Origin of the sequence: Arthrobacter sp. NPDC057009 (assembly GCF_042673905.1) — a bacterium.
GTDB lineage: Bacteria > Actinomycetota > Actinomycetes > Actinomycetales > Micrococcaceae > Arthrobacter.
The window spans coordinates 172,626-190,699 of the sequence record NZ_JBHUSB010000004.1 but is presented as its reverse complement, the minus strand read 5'-3'; the positions used below and the strand labels follow the sequence as shown (position 1 = coordinate 190,699).

Annotated in this window: 19 protein-coding genes and 1 tRNA gene; 6 read left to right on the top strand and 14 right to left on the bottom strand. The window is 66.4% G+C overall.

Features of this window, described 5'->3' with window-relative positions; translation table 11 throughout:
* Positions 1 to 15 precede the first annotated feature (15 nt).
* Positions 16 to 618, top strand: coding sequence for a hypothetical protein (locus ACFTR6_RS06500; RefSeq protein ID WP_377957298.1), 603 nt, complete (start codon positions 16 to 18; stop codon positions 616 to 618).
* A gap of 86 nt (positions 619 to 704) precedes the next feature.
* Here the strand turns inward: ACFTR6_RS06500 and ACFTR6_RS06495 are convergent, their stop codons facing one another.
* On the bottom strand, positions 705 to 2,321 hold the full coding sequence (locus ACFTR6_RS06495; RefSeq protein WP_076798188.1) for a cation acetate symporter: 1,617 nt from the start codon (positions 2,319 to 2,321) through the stop codon (positions 705 to 707).
* Entirely contained in the window at positions 2,318 to 2,713 is a 396-nt protein-coding gene (locus tag ACFTR6_RS06490) for a DUF485 domain-containing protein (protein WP_076803473.1), read from the bottom strand. Before ACFTR6_RS06490 ends, ACFTR6_RS06495 begins: the two co-directional genes overlap by 4 nt.
* Positions 2,714 to 2,881: 168 nt before the next feature.
* Between ACFTR6_RS06490 and ACFTR6_RS06485 the strand changes: the two genes are divergently transcribed.
* From ACFTR6_RS06485 to ACFTR6_RS06470, 4 genes are all read left to right on the top strand, one after another.
* Entirely contained in the window at positions 2,882 to 4,078 is a 1,197-nt protein-coding gene (locus tag ACFTR6_RS06485) for a sensor histidine kinase (protein ID WP_377957297.1), read from the top strand.
* Positions 4,079 to 4,145: 67 nt separating this feature from the next.
* A complete protein-coding gene (locus tag ACFTR6_RS06480; protein ID WP_076798190.1) occupies positions 4,146 to 4,865 on the top strand; it encodes a LytTR family DNA-binding domain-containing protein in 720 nt (239 codons plus the stop codon).
* Positions 4,862 to 5,224 carry a hypothetical protein gene (locus tag ACFTR6_RS06475; protein ID WP_076798192.1) on the top strand — a complete coding sequence of 121 codons (363 nt, stop codon included), beginning with the start codon at positions 4,862 to 4,864 and terminating at the stop codon, positions 5,222 to 5,224. The genes ACFTR6_RS06480 and ACFTR6_RS06475 overlap by 4 nt, the downstream gene beginning before the upstream one ends.
* Before the next feature lie 7 nt (positions 5,225 to 5,231).
* Positions 5,232 to 6,698, top strand: a complete 1,467-nt coding sequence (locus ACFTR6_RS06470) for a cation acetate symporter (protein ID WP_377957296.1) — start codon at positions 5,232 to 5,234, stop codon at positions 6,696 to 6,698.
* A gap of 30 nt (positions 6,699 to 6,728) precedes the next feature.
* Here ACFTR6_RS06470 and ACFTR6_RS06465 read toward each other — a convergent pair whose 3' ends face one another.
* The 6 genes from ACFTR6_RS06465 to rpsB all read right to left on the bottom strand — a co-directional run bounded on the left by ACFTR6_RS06465 (position 6,729) and on the right by rpsB (position 11,684).
* Complete coding sequence (locus tag ACFTR6_RS06465; protein WP_377957295.1) at positions 6,729 to 7,316, bottom strand: DivIVA domain-containing protein; 588 nt, start codon at positions 7,314 to 7,316, stop codon at positions 6,729 to 6,731.
* Positions 7,317 to 7,431: 115 nt separating this feature from the next.
* Complete coding sequence (locus tag ACFTR6_RS06460) at positions 7,432 to 8,355, bottom strand: phosphatidate cytidylyltransferase (RefSeq protein WP_377957294.1); 924 nt, start codon at positions 8,353 to 8,355, stop codon at positions 7,432 to 7,434.
* Complete coding sequence (frr, locus tag ACFTR6_RS06455; RefSeq protein ID WP_076798197.1) at positions 8,355 to 8,912, bottom strand: ribosome recycling factor; 558 nt, start codon at positions 8,910 to 8,912, stop codon at positions 8,355 to 8,357. Before frr ends, ACFTR6_RS06460 begins: the two co-directional genes overlap by 1 nt.
* Before the next feature lie 98 nt (positions 8,913 to 9,010).
* A complete protein-coding gene (pyrH, locus tag ACFTR6_RS06450) occupies positions 9,011 to 9,748 on the bottom strand; it encodes a UMP kinase (RefSeq protein ID WP_076798200.1) in 738 nt (245 codons plus the stop codon).
* 124 nt (positions 9,749 to 9,872) lie between these two features.
* On the bottom strand, positions 9,873 to 10,709 hold the full coding sequence (gene tsf, locus ACFTR6_RS06445; RefSeq protein WP_076798202.1) for a translation elongation factor Ts: 837 nt from the start codon (positions 10,707 to 10,709) through the stop codon (positions 9,873 to 9,875).
* Between the two features lie 126 nt (positions 10,710 to 10,835).
* Positions 10,836 to 11,684: a 30S ribosomal protein S2 gene (gene rpsB / locus ACFTR6_RS06440; RefSeq protein WP_076798204.1), complete on the bottom strand. Its 849-nt coding sequence runs from the start codon at positions 11,682 to 11,684 to the stop codon at positions 10,836 to 10,838.
* A 450-nt stretch (positions 11,685 to 12,134) separates the two neighbouring features.
* Between rpsB and ACFTR6_RS06435 the strand changes: the two genes are divergently transcribed.
* Entirely contained in the window at positions 12,135 to 12,686 is a 552-nt protein-coding gene (locus tag ACFTR6_RS06435; protein ID WP_377957293.1) for a M23 family metallopeptidase, read from the top strand.
* Here ACFTR6_RS06435 and ACFTR6_RS06430 read toward each other — a convergent pair.
* The 6 genes from ACFTR6_RS06430 to ACFTR6_RS06405 all read right to left on the bottom strand — a co-directional run bounded on the left by ACFTR6_RS06430 (position 12,683) and on the right by ACFTR6_RS06405 (position 17,995).
* Complete coding sequence (locus tag ACFTR6_RS06430; protein WP_377957292.1) at positions 12,683 to 13,873, bottom strand: acyl-CoA dehydrogenase family protein; 1,191 nt, start codon at positions 13,871 to 13,873, stop codon at positions 12,683 to 12,685. The two genes, ACFTR6_RS06435 and ACFTR6_RS06430, sit on opposite strands and share 4 nt — an antisense overlap.
* 146 nt (positions 13,874 to 14,019) lie before the next feature.
* Positions 14,020 to 14,093 (bottom strand) — tRNA-Ile (locus ACFTR6_RS06425).
* Positions 14,094 to 14,222: 129 nt separating this feature from the next.
* On the bottom strand, positions 14,223 to 15,419 hold the full coding sequence (locus tag ACFTR6_RS06420) for a glycosyltransferase (RefSeq protein WP_377957291.1): 1,197 nt from the start codon (positions 15,417 to 15,419) through the stop codon (positions 14,223 to 14,225).
* Between the two features lie 107 nt (positions 15,420 to 15,526).
* The gene (locus ACFTR6_RS06415) at positions 15,527 to 16,435 is read right to left on the bottom strand and encodes a DMT family transporter (protein WP_076798211.1); all 909 of its coding nucleotides are present in this window, start codon (positions 16,433 to 16,435) and stop codon (positions 15,527 to 15,529) included.
* Positions 16,435 to 17,058 carry a CDP-alcohol phosphatidyltransferase family protein gene (locus ACFTR6_RS06410; protein ID WP_377957290.1) on the bottom strand — a complete coding sequence of 208 codons (624 nt, stop codon included), beginning with the start codon at positions 17,056 to 17,058 and terminating at the stop codon, positions 16,435 to 16,437. Before ACFTR6_RS06410 ends, ACFTR6_RS06415 begins: the two co-directional genes overlap by 1 nt.
* A 55-nt stretch (positions 17,059 to 17,113) precedes the next feature.
* On the bottom strand, positions 17,114 to 17,995 hold the full coding sequence (locus tag ACFTR6_RS06405; RefSeq protein ID WP_377957289.1) for a phage holin family protein: 882 nt from the start codon (positions 17,993 to 17,995) through the stop codon (positions 17,114 to 17,116).
* Between the last annotated feature and the right edge of the window lie 79 nt (positions 17,996 to 18,074).

The following is an 18,074-nucleotide window of genomic DNA, read 5'->3' as shown; positions in this document are numbered from 1 at the left end:
CCCGGCGCCTAAGAGATGATGACCAGCCAGGCCATCGCGGCAGCCCCGGCACCGCAGCAAACGTTCCGTTCCGATGCCGTGCGGCTGTTCGCGGGCTTCGCCGGGCTCGGTGCGGCAGCGGTCAACCTGGCCGTATCCTCCAGCCTGTTCGCGGCCGCCGGCCCTGTCCTCCCCGGGAGGGCGGCCGGCGCCGCGGCCGCCCTCGTCTGGGGAGGTGTCCTGCTGGGATGGACCGTTGCCGGGCTGAGCAGGAACCGCTTCCCGCTGCCGCGGACCTTCGCCGCAGTGCTGCCCGCCGCTGCCGCGGCGCACGTGGCGGCCATCACGCTGGGGGCCGGGACCGGAATGGCCGGCCTGGGCATCAGCCACCTCGCCGCCCTGCTACTGACCCTCATGGTCCTCGCGGCCACCTCATGGCTCCGCCGCAGCTCGCAGAAACTTCCCGGCATGCCGGGCCGGAACGCTGCTGCCCGGCTGGGCGCCGGTCAGCTGCTCGCCGCCGCGTTCGCCGGGGCACTGCTGGTTGCAGCCATTACGACGCCGGGACTCGCCGCGTCGACGGCAGGCCAGTTCGCGGTCCCGCACGGTGAACACACCCGGGGCCACCACGCGCCATAAGTGCGCCGGCGGCCACAAAGGCAGGAGCCCCCGCGCAGTTCACGATGCGCGGGGGCTCCTGCCCTGGTAAGGCCGGACGGAAGAAGCTAGTGCTCCACGGCCTTCTCGGCGCCGACCCCGGTCAGTGACCGGACCTCCATTTCGGCCTGCTTGCTGCGGTCCTCCTGCTTCTTGTCCAGGACGGTGCCCAGCCAGCCCAGCAGGAAGGCCAGCGGGATGGACACAATGCCCGGGTTGCTCAACGGGAAGATGGCGAAGTTGGCGTTCTTGATCATGGACGTCGCACCGCCGGACACCACCGGCGACAGTGCGATCAGGATGATCGCGGAGGCGAGCCCTCCGTACATGCTCCAGATCGCTCCCTGGGTGGTGAACCGGCGCCAGAACAGCGAGTAGATGATGGTGGGCAGGTTGGCCGAGGCGGCCACCGCGAAGGCCAGAGCCACCAGGAAGGCCACGTTCTGGCCGTTGGCCAGGATGCCGCCCAGGATGGCGAGGATGCCGATCACGATTACGGTGCGGCGTGCGACTTTAACTTCAGTGTCGGCGTCGGCCTTTCCCTTGGCTATGACATTGGCATAGATGTCATGCGCGAACGAGGCGGCAGCGGTGATGGTGAGGCCGGCGACCACGGCGAGGATCGTGGCAAAAGCCACCGCCGAGATGAAGCCCAGCAGCAGCGGCCCGCCCAGGTGGAAGGCCAGCAGCGGTGCTGCCGAGTTCACGCCGCCCGGCGCGTTCTTGATGGTGTCCGCACCCACCAGGGCAGCGGCGCCGTAGCCCAGGACCAGAGTGAAGATGTAGAACAGCCCGATCAGCCAGATGGACCACACCACGGACTTGCGGGCTTCCTTGGCGGTGGGGACGGTGTAGAAGCGCATGAGCACGTGCGGCAGAGCGGCGGTGCCCAGCACCAGGGCAAGGCCCAGGGACATGAAGTCCAGCTTGGATGTTTCGGTCTTGCCGTACTGCAGGCCGGGGTTCAGAACGGCCGGATTGTTCGCCGCCTCCACCGCGCCGCCCAGCAGGCTGGAGAGGTTGAACCCGTAGATGGCCAGGACCCAGAGGGTCATGACGGCGGCACCGGCGATGAGCAGGATGGCCTTGATGATCTGCACCCAGGTGGTGCCCTTCATGCCGCCGATCAGGACGTACATGATCATGAGCGCGCCGACGACGATGATCACCAGCGACTGTCCGCCCCAGTCGCTGATGCCGAGCAGCAGGGAGATCAGGCTTCCGGCACCGGCCATCTGGGCCAGGAGGTAGAAGAAGCAGACGGCCAGGGTGGAGATGGCGGCGGCGATGCGGACCGGGCGCTGCCGAAGGCGGAAGGACAGGACGTCCGCCATGGTGAACTTGCCGGTGTTCCGCAGCAGTTCGGCGACGAGCAGGAGGGCCACAAGCCAGGCAACAAGGAAGCCGATGGAGTACATGAAGCCGTCGTATCCGTTGATGGCGATGGCCCCGGTAATGCCCAGGAAGGAGGCAGCTGACAGGTAGTCGCCCGCGATGGCCGTTCCGTTCTGCGAACCGGTGAAGGAGCGGCCGGCGGCGTAGTAGTCGGCTGCTGTCCTGTTGTTCCGGCTGGCCCGGAAGACGATCACCATGGTGACTGCGACGAACAGGCCGAAGATGCCCATGTTCAGCAGCGTGGTGTCCTTCAGCGCCGAGACGTCAACCGCTGTGGGAATGCTGATCATTGTGTTCCTCCGCCTACTGAACTGCCTGATGCCGTGCTGCCGGTCTTGTCGTACTCGTGGCCCTCAATGCCGTGCCGGATGTCGGTGGCGATCGGGTCCAGGCGCCTGTTCGAGTAGCTGACGTACCAGCCGGTGATGGCGAAGGTGGTCACGAACTGCAACAGCCCCATGATGATGCCGATGTTGATGTTGCCCCACACCTTGGTGGACATGAAGTCCACGGCGTAGGCGGCAAGGATGACGTACGCGAAGTACCAGAGCAGAAACGCGATGGCCATGGGGAACACGAAGCTGCGGTGGCGCTTGCGCAGCTCCCTGAACTGTTGGGTGGCCTGGACTTCCTCGAAGTCCGCGGACGCCGGGGCGTCCGGAGTTCGGGCATCGTTACCCATCATTCCTCCTCATTGAGACTGTCTCCCACACCGGCTGCACGATTCACCAGCCAAATGTGACTGTCCTCACTGTGCGTCGTAGCGCGGATGTTTTTATAGTGGATGCGCGCTTCCGGTCGGTCAACGGCGTCGATGCTGCGCCAAACGGCACGCGCTACGCTGGGCAGCATGCCGGACTCGCCTCTCTATTCCGCGGCCGCCGTGGCCGTCATCGCGCTCGCGGTGGCCGCCGTCGTCGCTATCGGCCTCAAGGTGCTGCGCTCCTTCCGCGACCTGGGCACTGACGCCGAACGGGCCACCTACAACACCCTCCACGCCGCGTCGAAAGCCGGACGCCACCTGCGGACCGGCCTGAACCCCGCTGGCGCTGCAAAAGCCAGCCGCCAGCTGCGGGCCCTGCTCGGCTGTGACGCGCTGGCCATCCTAGACGTGTCCGGCGTGCTGGCCTGGGACGGGACGGCCGAGGAGCTGCGGACCCGGCTGGCGGGCCTGGCCGCGGAGGTCCTGGCCAGCGGAAGGACGCAGGTGTTCAACGCTGCCGACCTGCAGCTCCACTCCCCCAAATCCGGATCCGTTGCCGCCGCCGTCGTTGCTCCCGTGCGGGCCGGCGCACGGGTGGTGGGTGCCGTGGCTGCCTTGGCGCCGCAGGCAGGAGCGGGGCTGGTGCGTGCCACCACCGAAGTCGCCGACTGGGTGGCAGCGCAGGTGGAGCTGGCCGAGCTGGACGCCTCCCGGACACTCCTGATGGAGGCCGAGGTGCGGGCACTCCGCGCCCAGATCAGCCCGCACTTCATCTACAACTCGCTGAACGCGATCGCCTCCTTTATCAACACCGACCCGGCCCGGGCCCGGGAACTCGTGGTGGAGTTTGCGGATTTCACCCGGTACTCGTTCCGCCGGCACGGGGACTTCACCACCCTGGCCGAGGAGCTGCGGTGCATCGACAGGTACCTGCTGCTGGAGCGGGCACGGTTCGGTGAGCGGGTTCAGGTCAGCCTGCGGATCGCGCCGGAGGTGCTGAGCACGGTGATCCCCTTTCTGAGCCTGCAGCCGCTCGTGGAGAACGCCGTCCGGCACGGCCTGGAGGCCAAGGAGGGGCCCGGCCACATCACCATCTGCGCCAATGATTCGGGCGCGTTCGCCGAGGTGACCATAGAGGACGACGGCGTGGGCATGGACCCGGTGCAGCTGCAGTCCATGCTCGCCGGCCACACGGACGGCGAGCATGTGGGGCTGCGGAACGTCGATGCCCGCCTCCGGCAGGTGTACGGGGACGACCACGGCCTGGTGATCGAGACGGCTCCCGGAGAAGGCACGCTCATCACCATGCGGGTCCCCAAGTCCCAGCCGGACCATGACGCCTGAAATACACGATGCCTGAACGCCCGGCGCGCGTGGCCGCGGCAGGGACCCGGAAAGATAACCTAGGACCATGATTAACGTTCTCGTCGTCGACGACGAGCTGCCCGCAGTCGAGGAGCTTGCCTTCCTCCTCGGCCGTGATGAGCGGATCGGCACCATCCTGCGCGCCTCCTCCGGCGCCGAGGCCCTGCGGGTCCTCGAAGCCGGCGCTGTGGACGCTGTCTTCCTCGACATCCACATGCCGGCAGTGTCCGGCCTGGACATCGCCCGGGCCATTTCCCGCAGCAGCCGGCCGCCCGCCGTCGTTTTTGTCACTGCCGACGAGGACTGTGCGCTTGAGGCGTTCGAGCTGGCGGCTGTGGACTATCTGCTCAAACCCGTGCGGGCCGAGCGGCTGGCCAGCTCCGTGGGCCGGATCAGTGAGCTGATCCGCGACGGCGGGGCCGCGCCGGAGATGATCACCGTGGACCAAGGCGGCACCACCAGGATGATCCGGCGCGAAGACGTCACGTACGTCCAGGCCCAGGGCGACTATGCGCGGCTCCACACAGCCGACGCCAGCTACCTGATCCGTGTTCCGCTGGCAGACCTCGAACAGCAGTGGGCGGACGCGGGCTTCATCCGCACCCACCGTTCCTACCTCGTGGCACTCGCCCACGTCTCGCACCTCAGGCTCGCCGCCGGCCGGCCCAGCGTCTCCGTCGAGGACGCCGAACTGCCGATCAGCCGCCGGCACCTGCCGGCCGTCCGCGAGAAGCTTGAGGCAACCCGGATCCGGCCCCAGGCATGACCCGTGTCAGGGTCACGGCGCCCCGTTCGGCGTCGCGCATATATCCCGACTCCTCGGCCGACCCGCGCGAGTCCGCCGAGGAGTCGGCCGTCGGCCAGGTGTTCGTCCGCTCGCTGATCCGCTCCCAGCTCCGGCTTGCCCTGGTGGTGGCCGGCGGATTCCTGCTGATCCTCGGCGCCTTTCCGCTGCTGCTCGCGGCGATACCGGAGATGGCTGAAACCCGGCTCGCCGGAATCCCCCTGGACTGGCTCCTGCTGGGAGCCGGGATCTATCCCGTGACAGGAATCAGCGCCTGGCTGTACATCCGCAGCGCAGCACGCAACGAGGCCCGTTACCGAGACCTCGCAGGCGACCGGTGATGCTGGGGTGAATCCTGCAGTGGGCATTGCGGCGGTGGCCGCCGTTTCCGTGGCGACGGCGGTGATCGGTTTCTATGGACTGCGGATCTCGCGGACCACCGGCGACTTCTACGTAGCCTCCCGGACCGTGCCCCCGTGGTGGAACGCGTCGGCGATCGGCGGGGAATATCTGTCCGCGGCCAGTTTCCTGGGCGTGGCCGGCCTGATCCTGCTGTCCGGCACGGATGCGCTCTGGTATCCCGTGGGCTACACCGCCGGATACCTGATGCTCCTGCTGTTCGTGGCCGCGCCGCTGCGCCGTTCCGGGGCCTACACCATCCCGGACTTCACCGAAGCGCGGCTGGATTCACGTGCCGTGCGCCGGGTAACCAGCCTGGCCGTGGTCATTGTGGGCTGGCTCTACATCGTTCCGCAGCTGCACGGCGCCGCCCTGACCATCCGGACCACCACGGGGCTGCCCGCCTGGGCGGGCTCGACCGCCGTCGTGGTGGTGGTATGCCTCACCGTGGTGGCCGGCGGGATGCGTTCCATCACCTTCGTCCAGGCCTTCCAGTACTGGCTGAAGCTCACGGCGCTTGCGGTACCCCTCATCTTCATCCTGCTGGTGCTGGCAGACAACGGCTCGCCCGCAGTGACGGTGCCGGCCGCCAACCCCGACGGCGCGGATCCCGCCAGCCCCTACCAGAGCATCTCGCTGCTCGTTGCCCTGTTGTTCGGAACACTGGGGCTGCCGCACGTCCTGGTGCGCTTCTACACCAACCCGGACGGGCAGTCGGCGCGCCGGACCACGCTGATCGTGCTTGGCCTGCTGTCCGTGTTTTATCTGTTTCCGACGGCGTACGGCCTGGCCGGGCGCCTGTTCGCCCCGGACCTGGCGCGGGCGGGCCAGGCGGATGCGCTGGTGCTGCTGCTGCCGGGACGCCTGGTGGGCGGCCCGGCTGGCGAGCTGCTGTCCGCCCTGGTGGTGGCAGGGGCGTTCGCCGCTTTCCTGTCCACAACGTCCGGCCTGGTGGTCTCGCTTGCTGGTGTGATCAGCCAGGATGTGCTGGGCGGCAGTGTGCGCGGCTTCCGGGTGGCGGCGCTGATCTCGATCACCGTTCCGCTGGGTCTGGCGCTCATGACGGACTCGCTGGCCCTGGCCGGCAGCGTGGGCCTGGTCTTCGCGTTTACGGCATCCACGATCTGCCCGGTCTTGCTGCTGGGCATCTGGTGGCGGGGGCTGACCGACGCCGGTGCCATCGCGGGGATGGTGACGGGCGGGCTGCTGTGCGGCGGCGCCATGGTGGCGGGCTCGGTGCTGGGGGTAGCGGGGACGCCGCCGTGGCTGGCGCAGCCCGCGGCCTGGACCGTGCCGGCGGCCTTCACGGTGATGGTGGTGACGTCGCGGGCCACCCGGTCCCGGGTGCCGCGTACCATCACCAGGGTGATGGTACGGCTGCACACGCCTGAGCGGCCGCTGGCCACGGAGCGCTGATTCCAGGTCCCGAGCCGGGCGGTGAGGGCGTCAGTCGATGGCAGCCATCAGTTCGACCACCCGGTCGAGGAACGCGTCCACCTGGGTCTCCTCGTAGCCGTCCTGGCCCACGGCGGGCCGGAAGACGGCCCGGCGGACGTTGTCAACGCTGAGGGGCTTGTCCTGTTCGAGGTAGCCGATCAGGTCGCGGCACAGGCTGTCCACGTCCTTGGTGTTGTAGCTGCGTGACTTTTTCTTGGCCGGGCGGCGGAACCTTTCACCGTCGGGCCGGTGAAGCCGGCCGCGGAGTGTCCCGGACAGCTGGCCGATCTGCCGGAGCCAGGCGTCCTCGCCCCGCTCGGCGATAAGGTCGTCCCGCTCCCGGCGGGCGAAGGCGTCCTCCAGCCGGTCCAGCGCGGCGTCCACCGCGGTGGCCGAGTATCCGCCCTTGACAGGATCGAAGGACACGGACCGGACGTCGGCGCTTTTGATGGGGTGGGCGGCGGCCTCGGGCGTCTCCAGCGATACGCGCGCCTGCTGCAGGAACTGGTCCACCTGCTTGGCGTTGTAGCCGTACTCCGTCCGCGCCACACGTTCGAACGACGCCGGAATCTGCCGCTTGCTGTCCACTCTCACCATGTTTCCTTCGATACTTCATCGGCGGGTCGTAACCGCATTATTCTAGGGCGTTGCGGAGGGCCCGGGGGCCGTCCCGGGACAACCGGGACCGGAACGGCTCAGGCCCTTGAAAGGCTCAGGCGCCGGAGAACAGGACGAACAGCATGAAGGCCACGGGCGAGGCGAACACGATCGAGTCCAGCCGGTCCATCACCCCGCCGTGCCCCGGCAGGATGCTGCTCATGTCCTTGACGCCGAGTTCGCGCTTGACCATCGATTCGGCAAGGTCTCCGGCCGTGGCGGCCGCCACCATGCCGATCGCGAGCACCACCCCCACCCACCAGGGCTTGTCCAGCAGGAAGATACTGGCCAGCACCCCGACGAGCATCGCGCCGGCGATGGATCCGGCAAATCCCTCCCAGGACTTTTTCGGGCTGATCTTGGGCGCCATCGGGTGCTTGCCCATGCGTGCGCCCACAAGGTATCCGAACGTGTCGTTGGAAACCACCAGGAGCAGCAGGATGACAATCTGCCAGGCGCCCTCCGGCACCACTCCGCCGGGCCAAGGGCCCACCGGGGAAGCGCCGCCCTCCACGTGCAGCGGGAGTGCGGCGAAGCTGATCAGGAAGGGCACCCAGGCGAGGGCGAACACACCGGCGAAAATGCTGCGGGCCGAGCCCGTCGCACTTTCCACCGAGCGCCAGAGCAACACGGCCACGCTGCTGGCGAGCATCGCGAACAACAGGCTTTCCAGTCCGCCGAAGTAGGCCGAGAACGGCATGGCCAGTGTGCCCACCATGACAGGCACGATGGGCAGGCGCGTACCGTTCGCTTCAAGCGCCCGGAAAACCTCCCATACGCCGAAGGCGGCGAAGGTGGTGACGACGGCGACAAAGCCGAGTGGCAGGAAGAGCAGCCCGCCGAGCACCGCAAGAAGCATGGCCAGGCCCACGGCGATGGCCGCCGGCAGGTTGCGCCCAGCCCCGGGCGTGGGGTTGGGCCTTGGCTGGCGGGACCGGGTTCGGGCCCGCGCACCGGGGGCCTGCTGTGCCTGGCCCATCAGACCTCGAGCAGCTCAGCTTCCTTGCGCTTGAGGAGCTCGTCGATGCCGTCGACGTGCTGCTTGGTGATCGCGTCGAGTTCCTTCTCGCCCCGGGCGCCCTCATCCTCGCCCGCTTCGCCGTCCTTGACCAGGCGGTCCAGGGTTTCCTTGGCCTTGCGGCGGATGTTGCGGATGGACACCTTGGCGTCCTCACCCTTGGACTTGACGATTTTGACGTATTCCTTGCGGCGTTCCTTCGTCAGTTCCGGGATGGTGATGCGAATGACGTTGCCGTCGTTGGACGGGTTGGCGCCGACCTCTGAGTCGCTCAGCGCGCGCTCGATGTCGCGCAGTGCGGTCTTGTCGAACGGCGTGATGAGGATGGTGCGGGCATCGGGGATCGCGAAGGATGCCAGCTGCTGCAGCGGCGTGGGGGTCCCGTAGTACTCCACCATGACCTTGTTGTACAGCCCGGGGTTTGCCCGCCCGGTGCGGATCGAGGCGAAGTCTTCCTTGGCTACCTCAACCGCCTTGTCCATCTTGTCTCCGGCTTCGAGCAAGGTTTCTTCGATCACGATCTCTCCTCAGAAATTGGTTCCCGGCCAACCGGGGCATTTCACAATCCTGGCCCCGCCCACCGGGCGGGACCGTCCTAGAAATATCCTAGCTGTAACTAGGGCGTGACCAGCGTTCCCAGCGTTTCGCCGCGGATGGCGCGGGTGACGTTGCCTTCGCCTTCCATGCCAAACACCACCATGGAGAGCTTGTTGTCTTTGCACATGGTCATGGCGGTCTGGTCCATGACGCGGATGTCGCGGCGGAGTGCGTCGTCGTAGCTGAGCTTTTCCAGCTTCTCGGCCGCCGGGTCCTTCTTGGGGTCGGCCGTGTATACGCCGTCCACGCCGCTCTTGGCCATCAGGACGACGTCGGCGTGCACTTCGAGTGCACGCTGGGCTGCCACGGTGTCCGTGGAGAAGTAGGGCAGGCCGGCTCCGGCCCCGAAGATGACCACACGGTTCTTCTCCATGTGGCGGATGGCGCGGCGCGGGATATAGGCCTCGGCCACCTGCCCCATGGTGATGGCGCTCTGCACCCGGGTCTCAACACCGGCCTGTTCCAGGAAGTCCTGCAGGGCGAGGCAGTTCATGACCGTTCCCAGCATGCCCATGTAATCGGCACGCGAACGGTCCATGCCGCCGTCGGACAGTTCGGCGCCGCGGAAGAAGTTGCCGCCGCCGACCACGATGGCCACTTCGACCTCCGGAACGGCTGCCGCGATCTGCTTGGCCACGCCGCGGACAGTGTCCGGGTCGACGCCCAGCTTGCCGCCGCCGAAGACCTCACCGGACAGCTTCAGGAGGACCCGGCGCCTGGTTTTCTCTGACTGGACGGGAGTGTTGACGGCTTCCATGGTGCCTTCCGGTTGGTGAACTCTGAGCTAGGTTATCGCGCATCCGGCCAGCGCTCACATTCTTATGTGGCCGGTGCATGCAAAAGGGGCGGCCACCGAAGTGGCCACCCCCTTGCGTGTCAGACTAGGAGCCGACGCGGAAGCGCGTGAAAGCGGTTCCCTTGACGCCGGCCTCTTCGAGGACCTGCGCCACAGTCTTCTTGGCGTCCTTGGCGAATGCCTGGTCAACCAGGACCTCGCCCTTGTAGAAGCCGGTAACGCGGCCTTCGACGATCTTGGTCAGGGCAGCTTCGGGCTTGCCCTCGGCCTTGGCGGTTTCCTCGGCGATGCGGCGCTCGGATTCGACCAGTTCAGCCGGAACGTCCTCGCGGGAGAGGTAGTTCGGGGCCATCGCGGCGATGTGCACGGCAACGTCGTGGGCTGCGGTGGTGGCTGCTTCGCCTTCGCCGTCAACTGCGAACAGGACGCCGACCTGGGCCGGGAGGTCCTTGGAGGTCTTGTGCAGGTAAGCGTCGACCGTGGCGCCCTCGATGCGGGCGATGCGGCGGACAACAACCTTCTCGCCGAGGACAGCGCCCTCTTCGACGACAACCTCGGACAGCGGCTTGCCGTCAACATCGGTGGCGAGCAGGGTCTCGAGGTCGGCAGCGCCGGACTCGACGGCGATGGCCAGGACCTTGTCAGCCAGCTGGATGAACTTGTCAGCCTTGGCGACGAAGTCGGTCTCGCAGTTGACCTCGATCATTACGCCGACGCCGCCTTCGACCTTGGCAGCAACCAGGCCTTCGGCGGTGGAGCGGCCTTCGCGCTTGGTGGCGCCCTTCAGGCCCTTGATGCGGATGATCTCGATCGCCTTCTCGGCGTCGCCGTTGGCTTCGTCGAGAGCCTTCTTGACATCCATCATGCCGGCGCCGGTGCGCTCGCGCAGAGCCTTGATATCAGCGGCAGTGTAGTTCGCCATGTGAACCCCTCTGTCTAGAAAATTTTTGTGTGTACGGACCGACAGGACGGCTGCTCACCAGGTGAGCGGCCATCCTGTCAGTTGCCCGGGCGCTGCGGACAGCGCCCGGAAATCCCGATGAAGTTGTTACTTCGCGGAGTCGGTGCCCTCGGCGGCAGCCGGGGCTTCCTCAGCGGCGGGAGCAGCCTCGGCAGCCGGAGCCTCGGCCTTGCTGCCTTCGAGGAGCTCGCGCTCCCACTCAGCCAGGGGCTCTTCCGGAGTCTCGGTGGTGCCGGTTGCGCGCTGGTTGCGGGCGATCAAACCCTCGGCAACAGCGTCAGCAACAACGCGGGTCAGGAGGTTCACGGAGCGGATGGCGTCGTCGTTGCCCGGGATCGGGAAGTCGACCTCGTCCGGATCGCAGTTGGTGTCCAGGATGGCCACAACCGGGATGTTGAGCTTCTTGGCCTCGTCAACCGCGAGGTGCTCCTTCTTGGTGTCAACAACCCACAGCACGGACGGAGCCTTGGTCAGGTTGCGGATACCGCCGAGGTTGGACTCGAGCTTGGTGAGCTCGCGGCGGAGCAGCAGCAGTTCCTTCTTGGTGTAAGCGGAACCGGCGACGTCGTCGAAGTCGATCTCTTCGAGTTCCTTCATGCGCTGGATACGCTTGGCAACGGTCTGGAAGTTGGTGAGCATACCGCCGAGCCAACGCTGGTTGACGTACGGCTGGCCAACGCGGGTGGCCTGCTCGGCAATGGCTTCCTGGGCCTGCTTCTTGGTGCCGACGAACAGCACGGTGCCGCCGTGGGCGACGGTGGCCTTGACGAACTCGTAGGCGCGGTCGATGTAGGACAGCGACTGCTGGAGGTCAATGATGTAGATGCCGTTGCGCTCGGTGAAGATGAAGCGCTTCATCTTCGGGTTCCAACGGCGGGTCTGGTGTCCAAAGTGGACGCCGCTGTCAAGCAGCTGGCGCATGGTTACGACGGGCATGCCGACGCTCCTTCCGGCAGGTCATTCATGAGAACGGCCGCAGCCGCTCTTACCCTGCCAATAGTTGACGGTTATTTAGCCTTGCCCAGGCGGGCACAGGCTCCTGGCATCCATTGCACATCTCATCAGGACCGTTGCCGGACCCGACCGCGAGAGGCACAATCCTCCTCAGCAGCAAGCAGCTGCTTACCGGTTGTGGAGGGCTGGATACGCGTAGTCAGTTGCTGCTCCCCCGCACTCCTGAATGGGGCGTGCTGACGCTACCCATGTCCATGGAATGCCATGTCCATGAAATGCGTGGAGGGCACAGCGGACTGCTCCACCAAGTGTACTACAGCGGTCCGCGGCAAATGCACCGGATCCGCCTCGCCCCCGCCGCGGCGTAGGGCGTTTTCCACATAGGCCAAGGGCCCCGTTCCGGCAGCCGGACCGGGCGCCCATGCTGGGGACATGAAAGCTTACGTGATGCTGGCGCTGCTCCTGTTCACGACGGCGGCTGCACCTTCCGCCGCACCGGCACCTTCCGCTGTCCGCACCTTGCCCGCTGTTTCTGCTGCCGTTCCGGCCCCGGCGGCGTGGAGCTGGCCGCTGGCGCCGCGGCCGGCGGTCCTGCGGCCCTTCGATCCCCCGCCCCAGCCGTGGCTGAGCGGGCACCGGGGCGTGGACCTTCGCGCCGCGTCCGACGGCGGCCCGGTCACCGCCCCGGAGTCCGGCACCGTCAGCTTCGTCGGCGTGGTGGTGGACCGGCCCGTTATCACCATTGACCACGGCAATGGCCTTCGCAGCAGCTTCGAACCGGTGCGGAGCCCGCTCAAAAAGGGCGTTTACGTGGCCAAAGGCGCCGTGGTGGGCACGCTGGTCGCCGGCCACTGCGGCCGGTCCCCGTGCGTGCACTGGGGTGTCCGCCGCGGCGAGGAGTACCTTAACCCGCTGTCCTTCATCCTGGACCTGCGGCCTTCGGTGCTGTTGCCGCTAAAGGGCAGCGGGGAACCGGGTGGTTAGACGATTGCGGAGACGCCGGTAACGGCCCGGCCCGCCACCAGAGTGTTCACCTCGTGGGTGCCCTCGTAGGAGTAGATCGCCTCCGCATCGGCAAAGATCTTTGCCATCTCGAAGTCCGTCACGATGCCGTTGCCACCGAGGAGGCTCCGGCCAATGGCCACGCTTTCGCGCATCCGGGCCGTGGTGAAGGCCTTGGCGAGGGCCGACTGCTCGTCCTTCGCCTGGCCTGCATCCTCAAGCTGGGACAGGCGCACCATCATGCCCATCGAACTGACGGCGTTCCCCAGGATCTGGACCAGCTGGCTCTGCACGAGCTGGAAAGAGGCCAGCGGGCGCCCGAACTGGTGCCGCTCCACGGCATAGCGCCGGGCCACGTCGAAGGCGGCGAGCTGCTGGCCCACCGCCTGCCAGGCGACAGCGAGGCGGGTGACCTTCAGGACCTTGTTGGTGTCACGGAAGCTGTTGGCGTTGGCCAGCTTGAAGAAGTCCGGCACCACCACGTCCTCGAGTGTGATGTCTGCGTTCTGCACGGTCCGCAGCGAAATCTTGTTCTCGATCTTCGTGGCGCTGAACCCGGGCAGCGCCGTATCCACGAGGAATGCCTTGACCTGGTTGTCGGCCACATCGCGGGCGTAGACCACCACCCAGTCGGAGAATGTCGCGTTGCCGATCCAGCGCTTCGCGCCGTTGAGGAACCAGTGGTCGCCGTCCCGCCTGGCCGTGGTGCGCGTGCCGCCGGCAACATCGGAGCCGCCCAGGGGTTCGGTCAGTCCGAAGGCCCCGATCTTGCGCAGCGAGTAGATGTCCGGCAACCAGGCATCCTGCTGTTCCGGGGAAGCCAGGGCTTCGATGGAGCCGGTGAAGAGGCCGTCGTGCACACCCATGAAGGTGGCGATGGAGGTATCCGCGCGGGTGACCTCAGCGTGCACTATGCCGGCGAAGAGATTGGAGTAACCCTGGCGCCTGACCGGGCTGACAAGGTCGAGCTCGGCCAGCTTGGGAATCAGTTCCAGCGGAAATTCACCGCGGTTCCAGCACTCCACGGCAATCGGCTTTACTTCCCGCGCCAGGAAGGAGCGCACCTCTGCCAGCCGGTCGCGCTCCTTGGAACTGAGCATCTCCTCAAAGGCGAAGAAGTCGCCGTCGGCGTAGGGCAGGCTGATGATATCTGTGGCAGCGGCGGACATGGCGCTCCTTCGCGGTGGCCGGCGGTCGCGAAGGAACAGAAACACGGGCGCCGGAAAGGACTAGTTACTCGCCAGTAACATATCGCAGGGGCGCAGGAAATGGAAAGAGCCCTGATCCGCGGAGTCGCAGATCAGGGCTCTGAAGGTAGGGCTACTCGGACTTGAACCGAGGACCTTAGGATTATGAGTCCCGCGCTCTAACCAGCTGAGCTATAGCCCCGTGCACCGGTCCCGCATTGCGGGAGGCGCGCCCTGCCAGCGCCGGCCCTCAAGGGGCCCGTCGTCGCTGGGCAGATTCACTCTAGCAAACCGGCGACAGGCTTCTGACCACTTCAGGCAAGCGTGGTCTTCAGACCACCTTGTCCTCGTAGTTCGCCCCATAGTAAAGATCCTCGAACGTCTGCAGGGTCCCCTCGATGCTGTGCGGCTCCACCATGCACCGGCTGGCGTTGCCCATGGCCTTGCGTTCTTCGGCCGGCAGCCGGAAGATCCGGGTGATTTTCTCCGCCAGGTCGGCGCTGTCATTCGGCGTGAACAGGTAGCCGTTTTCGCCGTCGCGCACCAGGTGCGGAAGGGCCATGGCGTCCGCCAGCAGGACAGGCGTCGATGCGGACATGGCCTCCAGCGTAACCAGCGACTGCAGTTCCGCCGTCCCGGGCATGCAGAACAGGTCGGCCCGGATGTAGGCCTCGCGGAGTTCGTCGTCGCTGGCGAGGCCCAGGAACTTCACCCGGTCCTGCAGGCCAAGCCGTTCCACCAGGGCCTCGAGCGACGGACGCACCTCGCCGCCGCCGACGATCTCCAGGTGGACGTTCAGGTCGGCGGGGGTGGCAGCCACCGCCTTGATCAGCACGTCAACGTGCTTTTCCTCCGCCAGCCGGCCCGCGAACAGCACGGTGGGATATTCGTGCGGCTCAATGATCTCGTCCGGCTTGAGCTCGTAGGCCGCCGAGTCGATGCCGTTGGACAGCGGGAGCACCTTGCGCAGGAAGGCATGCTGGTGCATCGCCTTGGCCGCCAGGGGCGTGGGCGTGGTGACGACATCCGCCTTGCCCATGACCTTGCCCATGTCTTTCCAGGAGATCTTCCCGATGAGGTCCTTGAACCACTGCGGGAACGGCAGGAACGGGTTAAGGTTCTCAGGCATGAAGTGGTTGGTGGCCACGATGCGGACGCCGCGCTTCACTGCCTCGTACAGGACGTGCTCGCCGATCATGTAATGGCTTTGGATGTGCACGACGTCCGGCTGGACCTTGTCGAACAGCAGGCTGATTTCCTTCTTGATCTCCCATGGAAAGCAGATCCGGAAATATTCGTGCGTGAAGACGCTGTGCGAACGGAGGCGGTGGACAGTCGCTTCGGCACGGAACTCCGTAAAGCTCTTGCCCTTGTCCTGCCGGCAGGCCAGCACGTGGACGTCGTGTCCGCGTTGTGTCATGCCCTTGGCCAGCCGGTAGCCGAACTGGGCGGCTCCGTTAACGTGGGGCGGGTACGTGTCCGCCGCGATGAGGATGGTCAGTGGGCGCTGGGCGTCGGGCATGGTCACGTAGAAAGCTCCTGGTGGTCATGGTGGTCGGCTGCGGCTGACCACACTGGCCGCTGCCGGCACGGGATGCACCGGCACATTCTTTCCTGGTCCGCAGTCAAAGTCGGCTAGTGGGACGCCCTGCCCGTGGCCTTCCGAACATCCTTCTTCCGTTTGGTGACCTCGGGATGGTGTCTTGAAAGGGCGATTACCCCCACGATAGCAAGGGTTGCCGCCGTCCCCATCGCAATCGCCATGACAGCGTGGACATCGGGGCGTAACTCGCCAAGGATCGTGATGCCGATGGCGATGCCCACAATGGGGTCGATCACGGTGAGACCGGCAATCACCAGGTCCGGCGGACCGGTGGAGTATGCGCTCTGCACGAACCAGGAGCCCAGTCCCCCGGCCGCTGCGATGGCCACCACCGAGTACCACGGCACATTCAGCAGGAAGAGGCCATTCGGATCCAGCAGGTGCTTGCCGATGATCCGCGTCAACACGGCTACGAAGCCAAACAGGATGCCGGCACCCAGGATGTAGATGAACGCACTCATGCGGTGCTTGAACATGGCGGCGAGGGTGCCGAAAATGCCCACCGCCAGGGCAAGCAGCAGCACAATCGTGAGCTCATCTTCCGGCGTGACGTGGTGGCTTTCCTGCGTGACGTTCACAGCGAGCAGGACGAACAGCGCCGAACCCGTCACGCACGCGGTGATCGCCACCACCGTGGCGCGGTTGATGCTCAGTCCCTGGTCCTTGGTGTTGACCACGGTGGTGATCACCAGGGCGATGGCGCCGATGGGCTGCACCACGGTGAGGGGTGCCGTCACCAGCGCCACGGCGTTCATCGCCATGCCGAGGCAGAGCAGGAAGAGGCCGAAGACCCACCGGGGGTTCCGCAGCAGGCGCAGGAAACCGTTGGAGCTCAGCGCCAGCCCGCCCGTGTCCGCCTTGACGGCGCTGCCCTGGCGCTGCGCACCGAAGGCGAGGCAAAAGGCGCCCAGGACCGCGAGCAAAACCGCAACCCAGACCATCAGCCGTTCCCGCCGTCGCCGGCAGCCAGCATTTTGCCTTTGCGCCGGATCGCCCAGAAATAGTTGTAGGCGGCAACCCAATGGCCAATAAGACCCAGCCCCAGCACCACCCAGGCCGCGACGAACCACGCTTCCGCGAACGGAATGGGCAGCCTGGACAGGACCAGGAGCGGAGTTCCCAGCAGCAGCAGTCCGGTCCGGGTTTTGCCCACCAGGCTGACGGGAAGGTCCGGGTGTCCGCGGAAGTAGAACAGCGACATGCCCAGCAGGACGGCATCGGGCACCACCAGCGCCGCCAGGTACCACCACTGCACGACGCCGGCGATCACCAGGGTGACGGCGACCGCGATCATGGCCAGCCGGTCGGCGATCGGGTCCAGAACGCGTCCCAGTTTGGAGGTCTGGTTGAACCGCCGGGCGACATATCCGTCAACCCAGTCGGTGCTGCCCATGATCGCCAGCACCAGCACAGCGAGTCCGTAGTCCTTCCGGGCCAGCACAAGCCAGACGAAGACCGGCACGCCCATGAAGCGCAGTACCGTGAGGAGATTTGGGACGGTGTAGACCAGGTCGCGGTCCACATGCGGCTGGCCGGGACGGGAACCAGCGCCGATGAATTTCATCAGCCCTCCCTCTCCGCGGCCAGCGGCCTCTTACAGTCTTCGTTCAGGACAAGGCTCAGCTCTTGAAGAGTTTGCGCAGCAAGGCGACCAGGACGGCCGTTGAGGCAGCAAGGGCAACGAGCGGCTTCCAGCGCGCCTCAAGCTGCCCGGGCAGCGAGCCTGCCGGAGCGCCGGAGCGGGCCGACGCCGACAGGGCGGCGAACCGTTCAACCGCCCGTCCGCGGACCTCCTGGAACCGCTCGTTGCCTTCCGCAGCGCGGTGCCTGGCGACGCCGAGCAGTGCCTGGGCCTGGGTCTTGACGTCGAGCTCCTCGCCGAGCTCATCACGTACGCCGGTGAGGTGCTCACGGCGCTGCTTCAGGCGGCGGCGCAGTTCAGGCTCGGTGGCCACGGGAACATCCACTGCCTCGGCGGCTTTCTTGGCTTCCTTGTCAGCCTTGGCCTTGGCCTTCTCGGCGGCCTTGGCTTCTGCCGCGGCCTTGGCCTGCGGTGAGTTGGGATCGAGCACGGCGGCATTGAAGTCCGAGCCCTCCTTGGCGATGCCAAGGTCATGCTTGAGGCCGCGGACGCTGTCCTCCGGAATCAGCGGCATGGCCTGTTTGAACTTCCGGAGTCCGATCAGACCGCCGATGAGGGCAATGAGCAGGAAAACCGCGCTGACGAGCAGCGCTGCCAGCCAGGCCGGCATGATGGTGGCCAGGCCCATGATCGCGGCGACAATCAGGCCGGTGACCAGGAGCGCCAAAAAAACGGCGGCCACGCCGAAGAAGGCTCCGGCGACGCCAAGCTGCTTGCCCTTGCGCTTCGCCTCGATCTTGGCCAGGGCGATCTCGTCATTGAGCTGGCGGGGCGCAAGCTTGAGGGCCAGTTTCACCGTCTTAGGCAGCGCGGTGATCCGCAATCCCTGGTTGGTCCGCCCGCTGTGACGTCCGCTCATAGGTTCCGCCTAACTGGTTCCGTCGTCGATTTTTCTTCGCTGCTGAGGGGGTTTCCGGTGCGCCCGCGCGCCCCCGCTG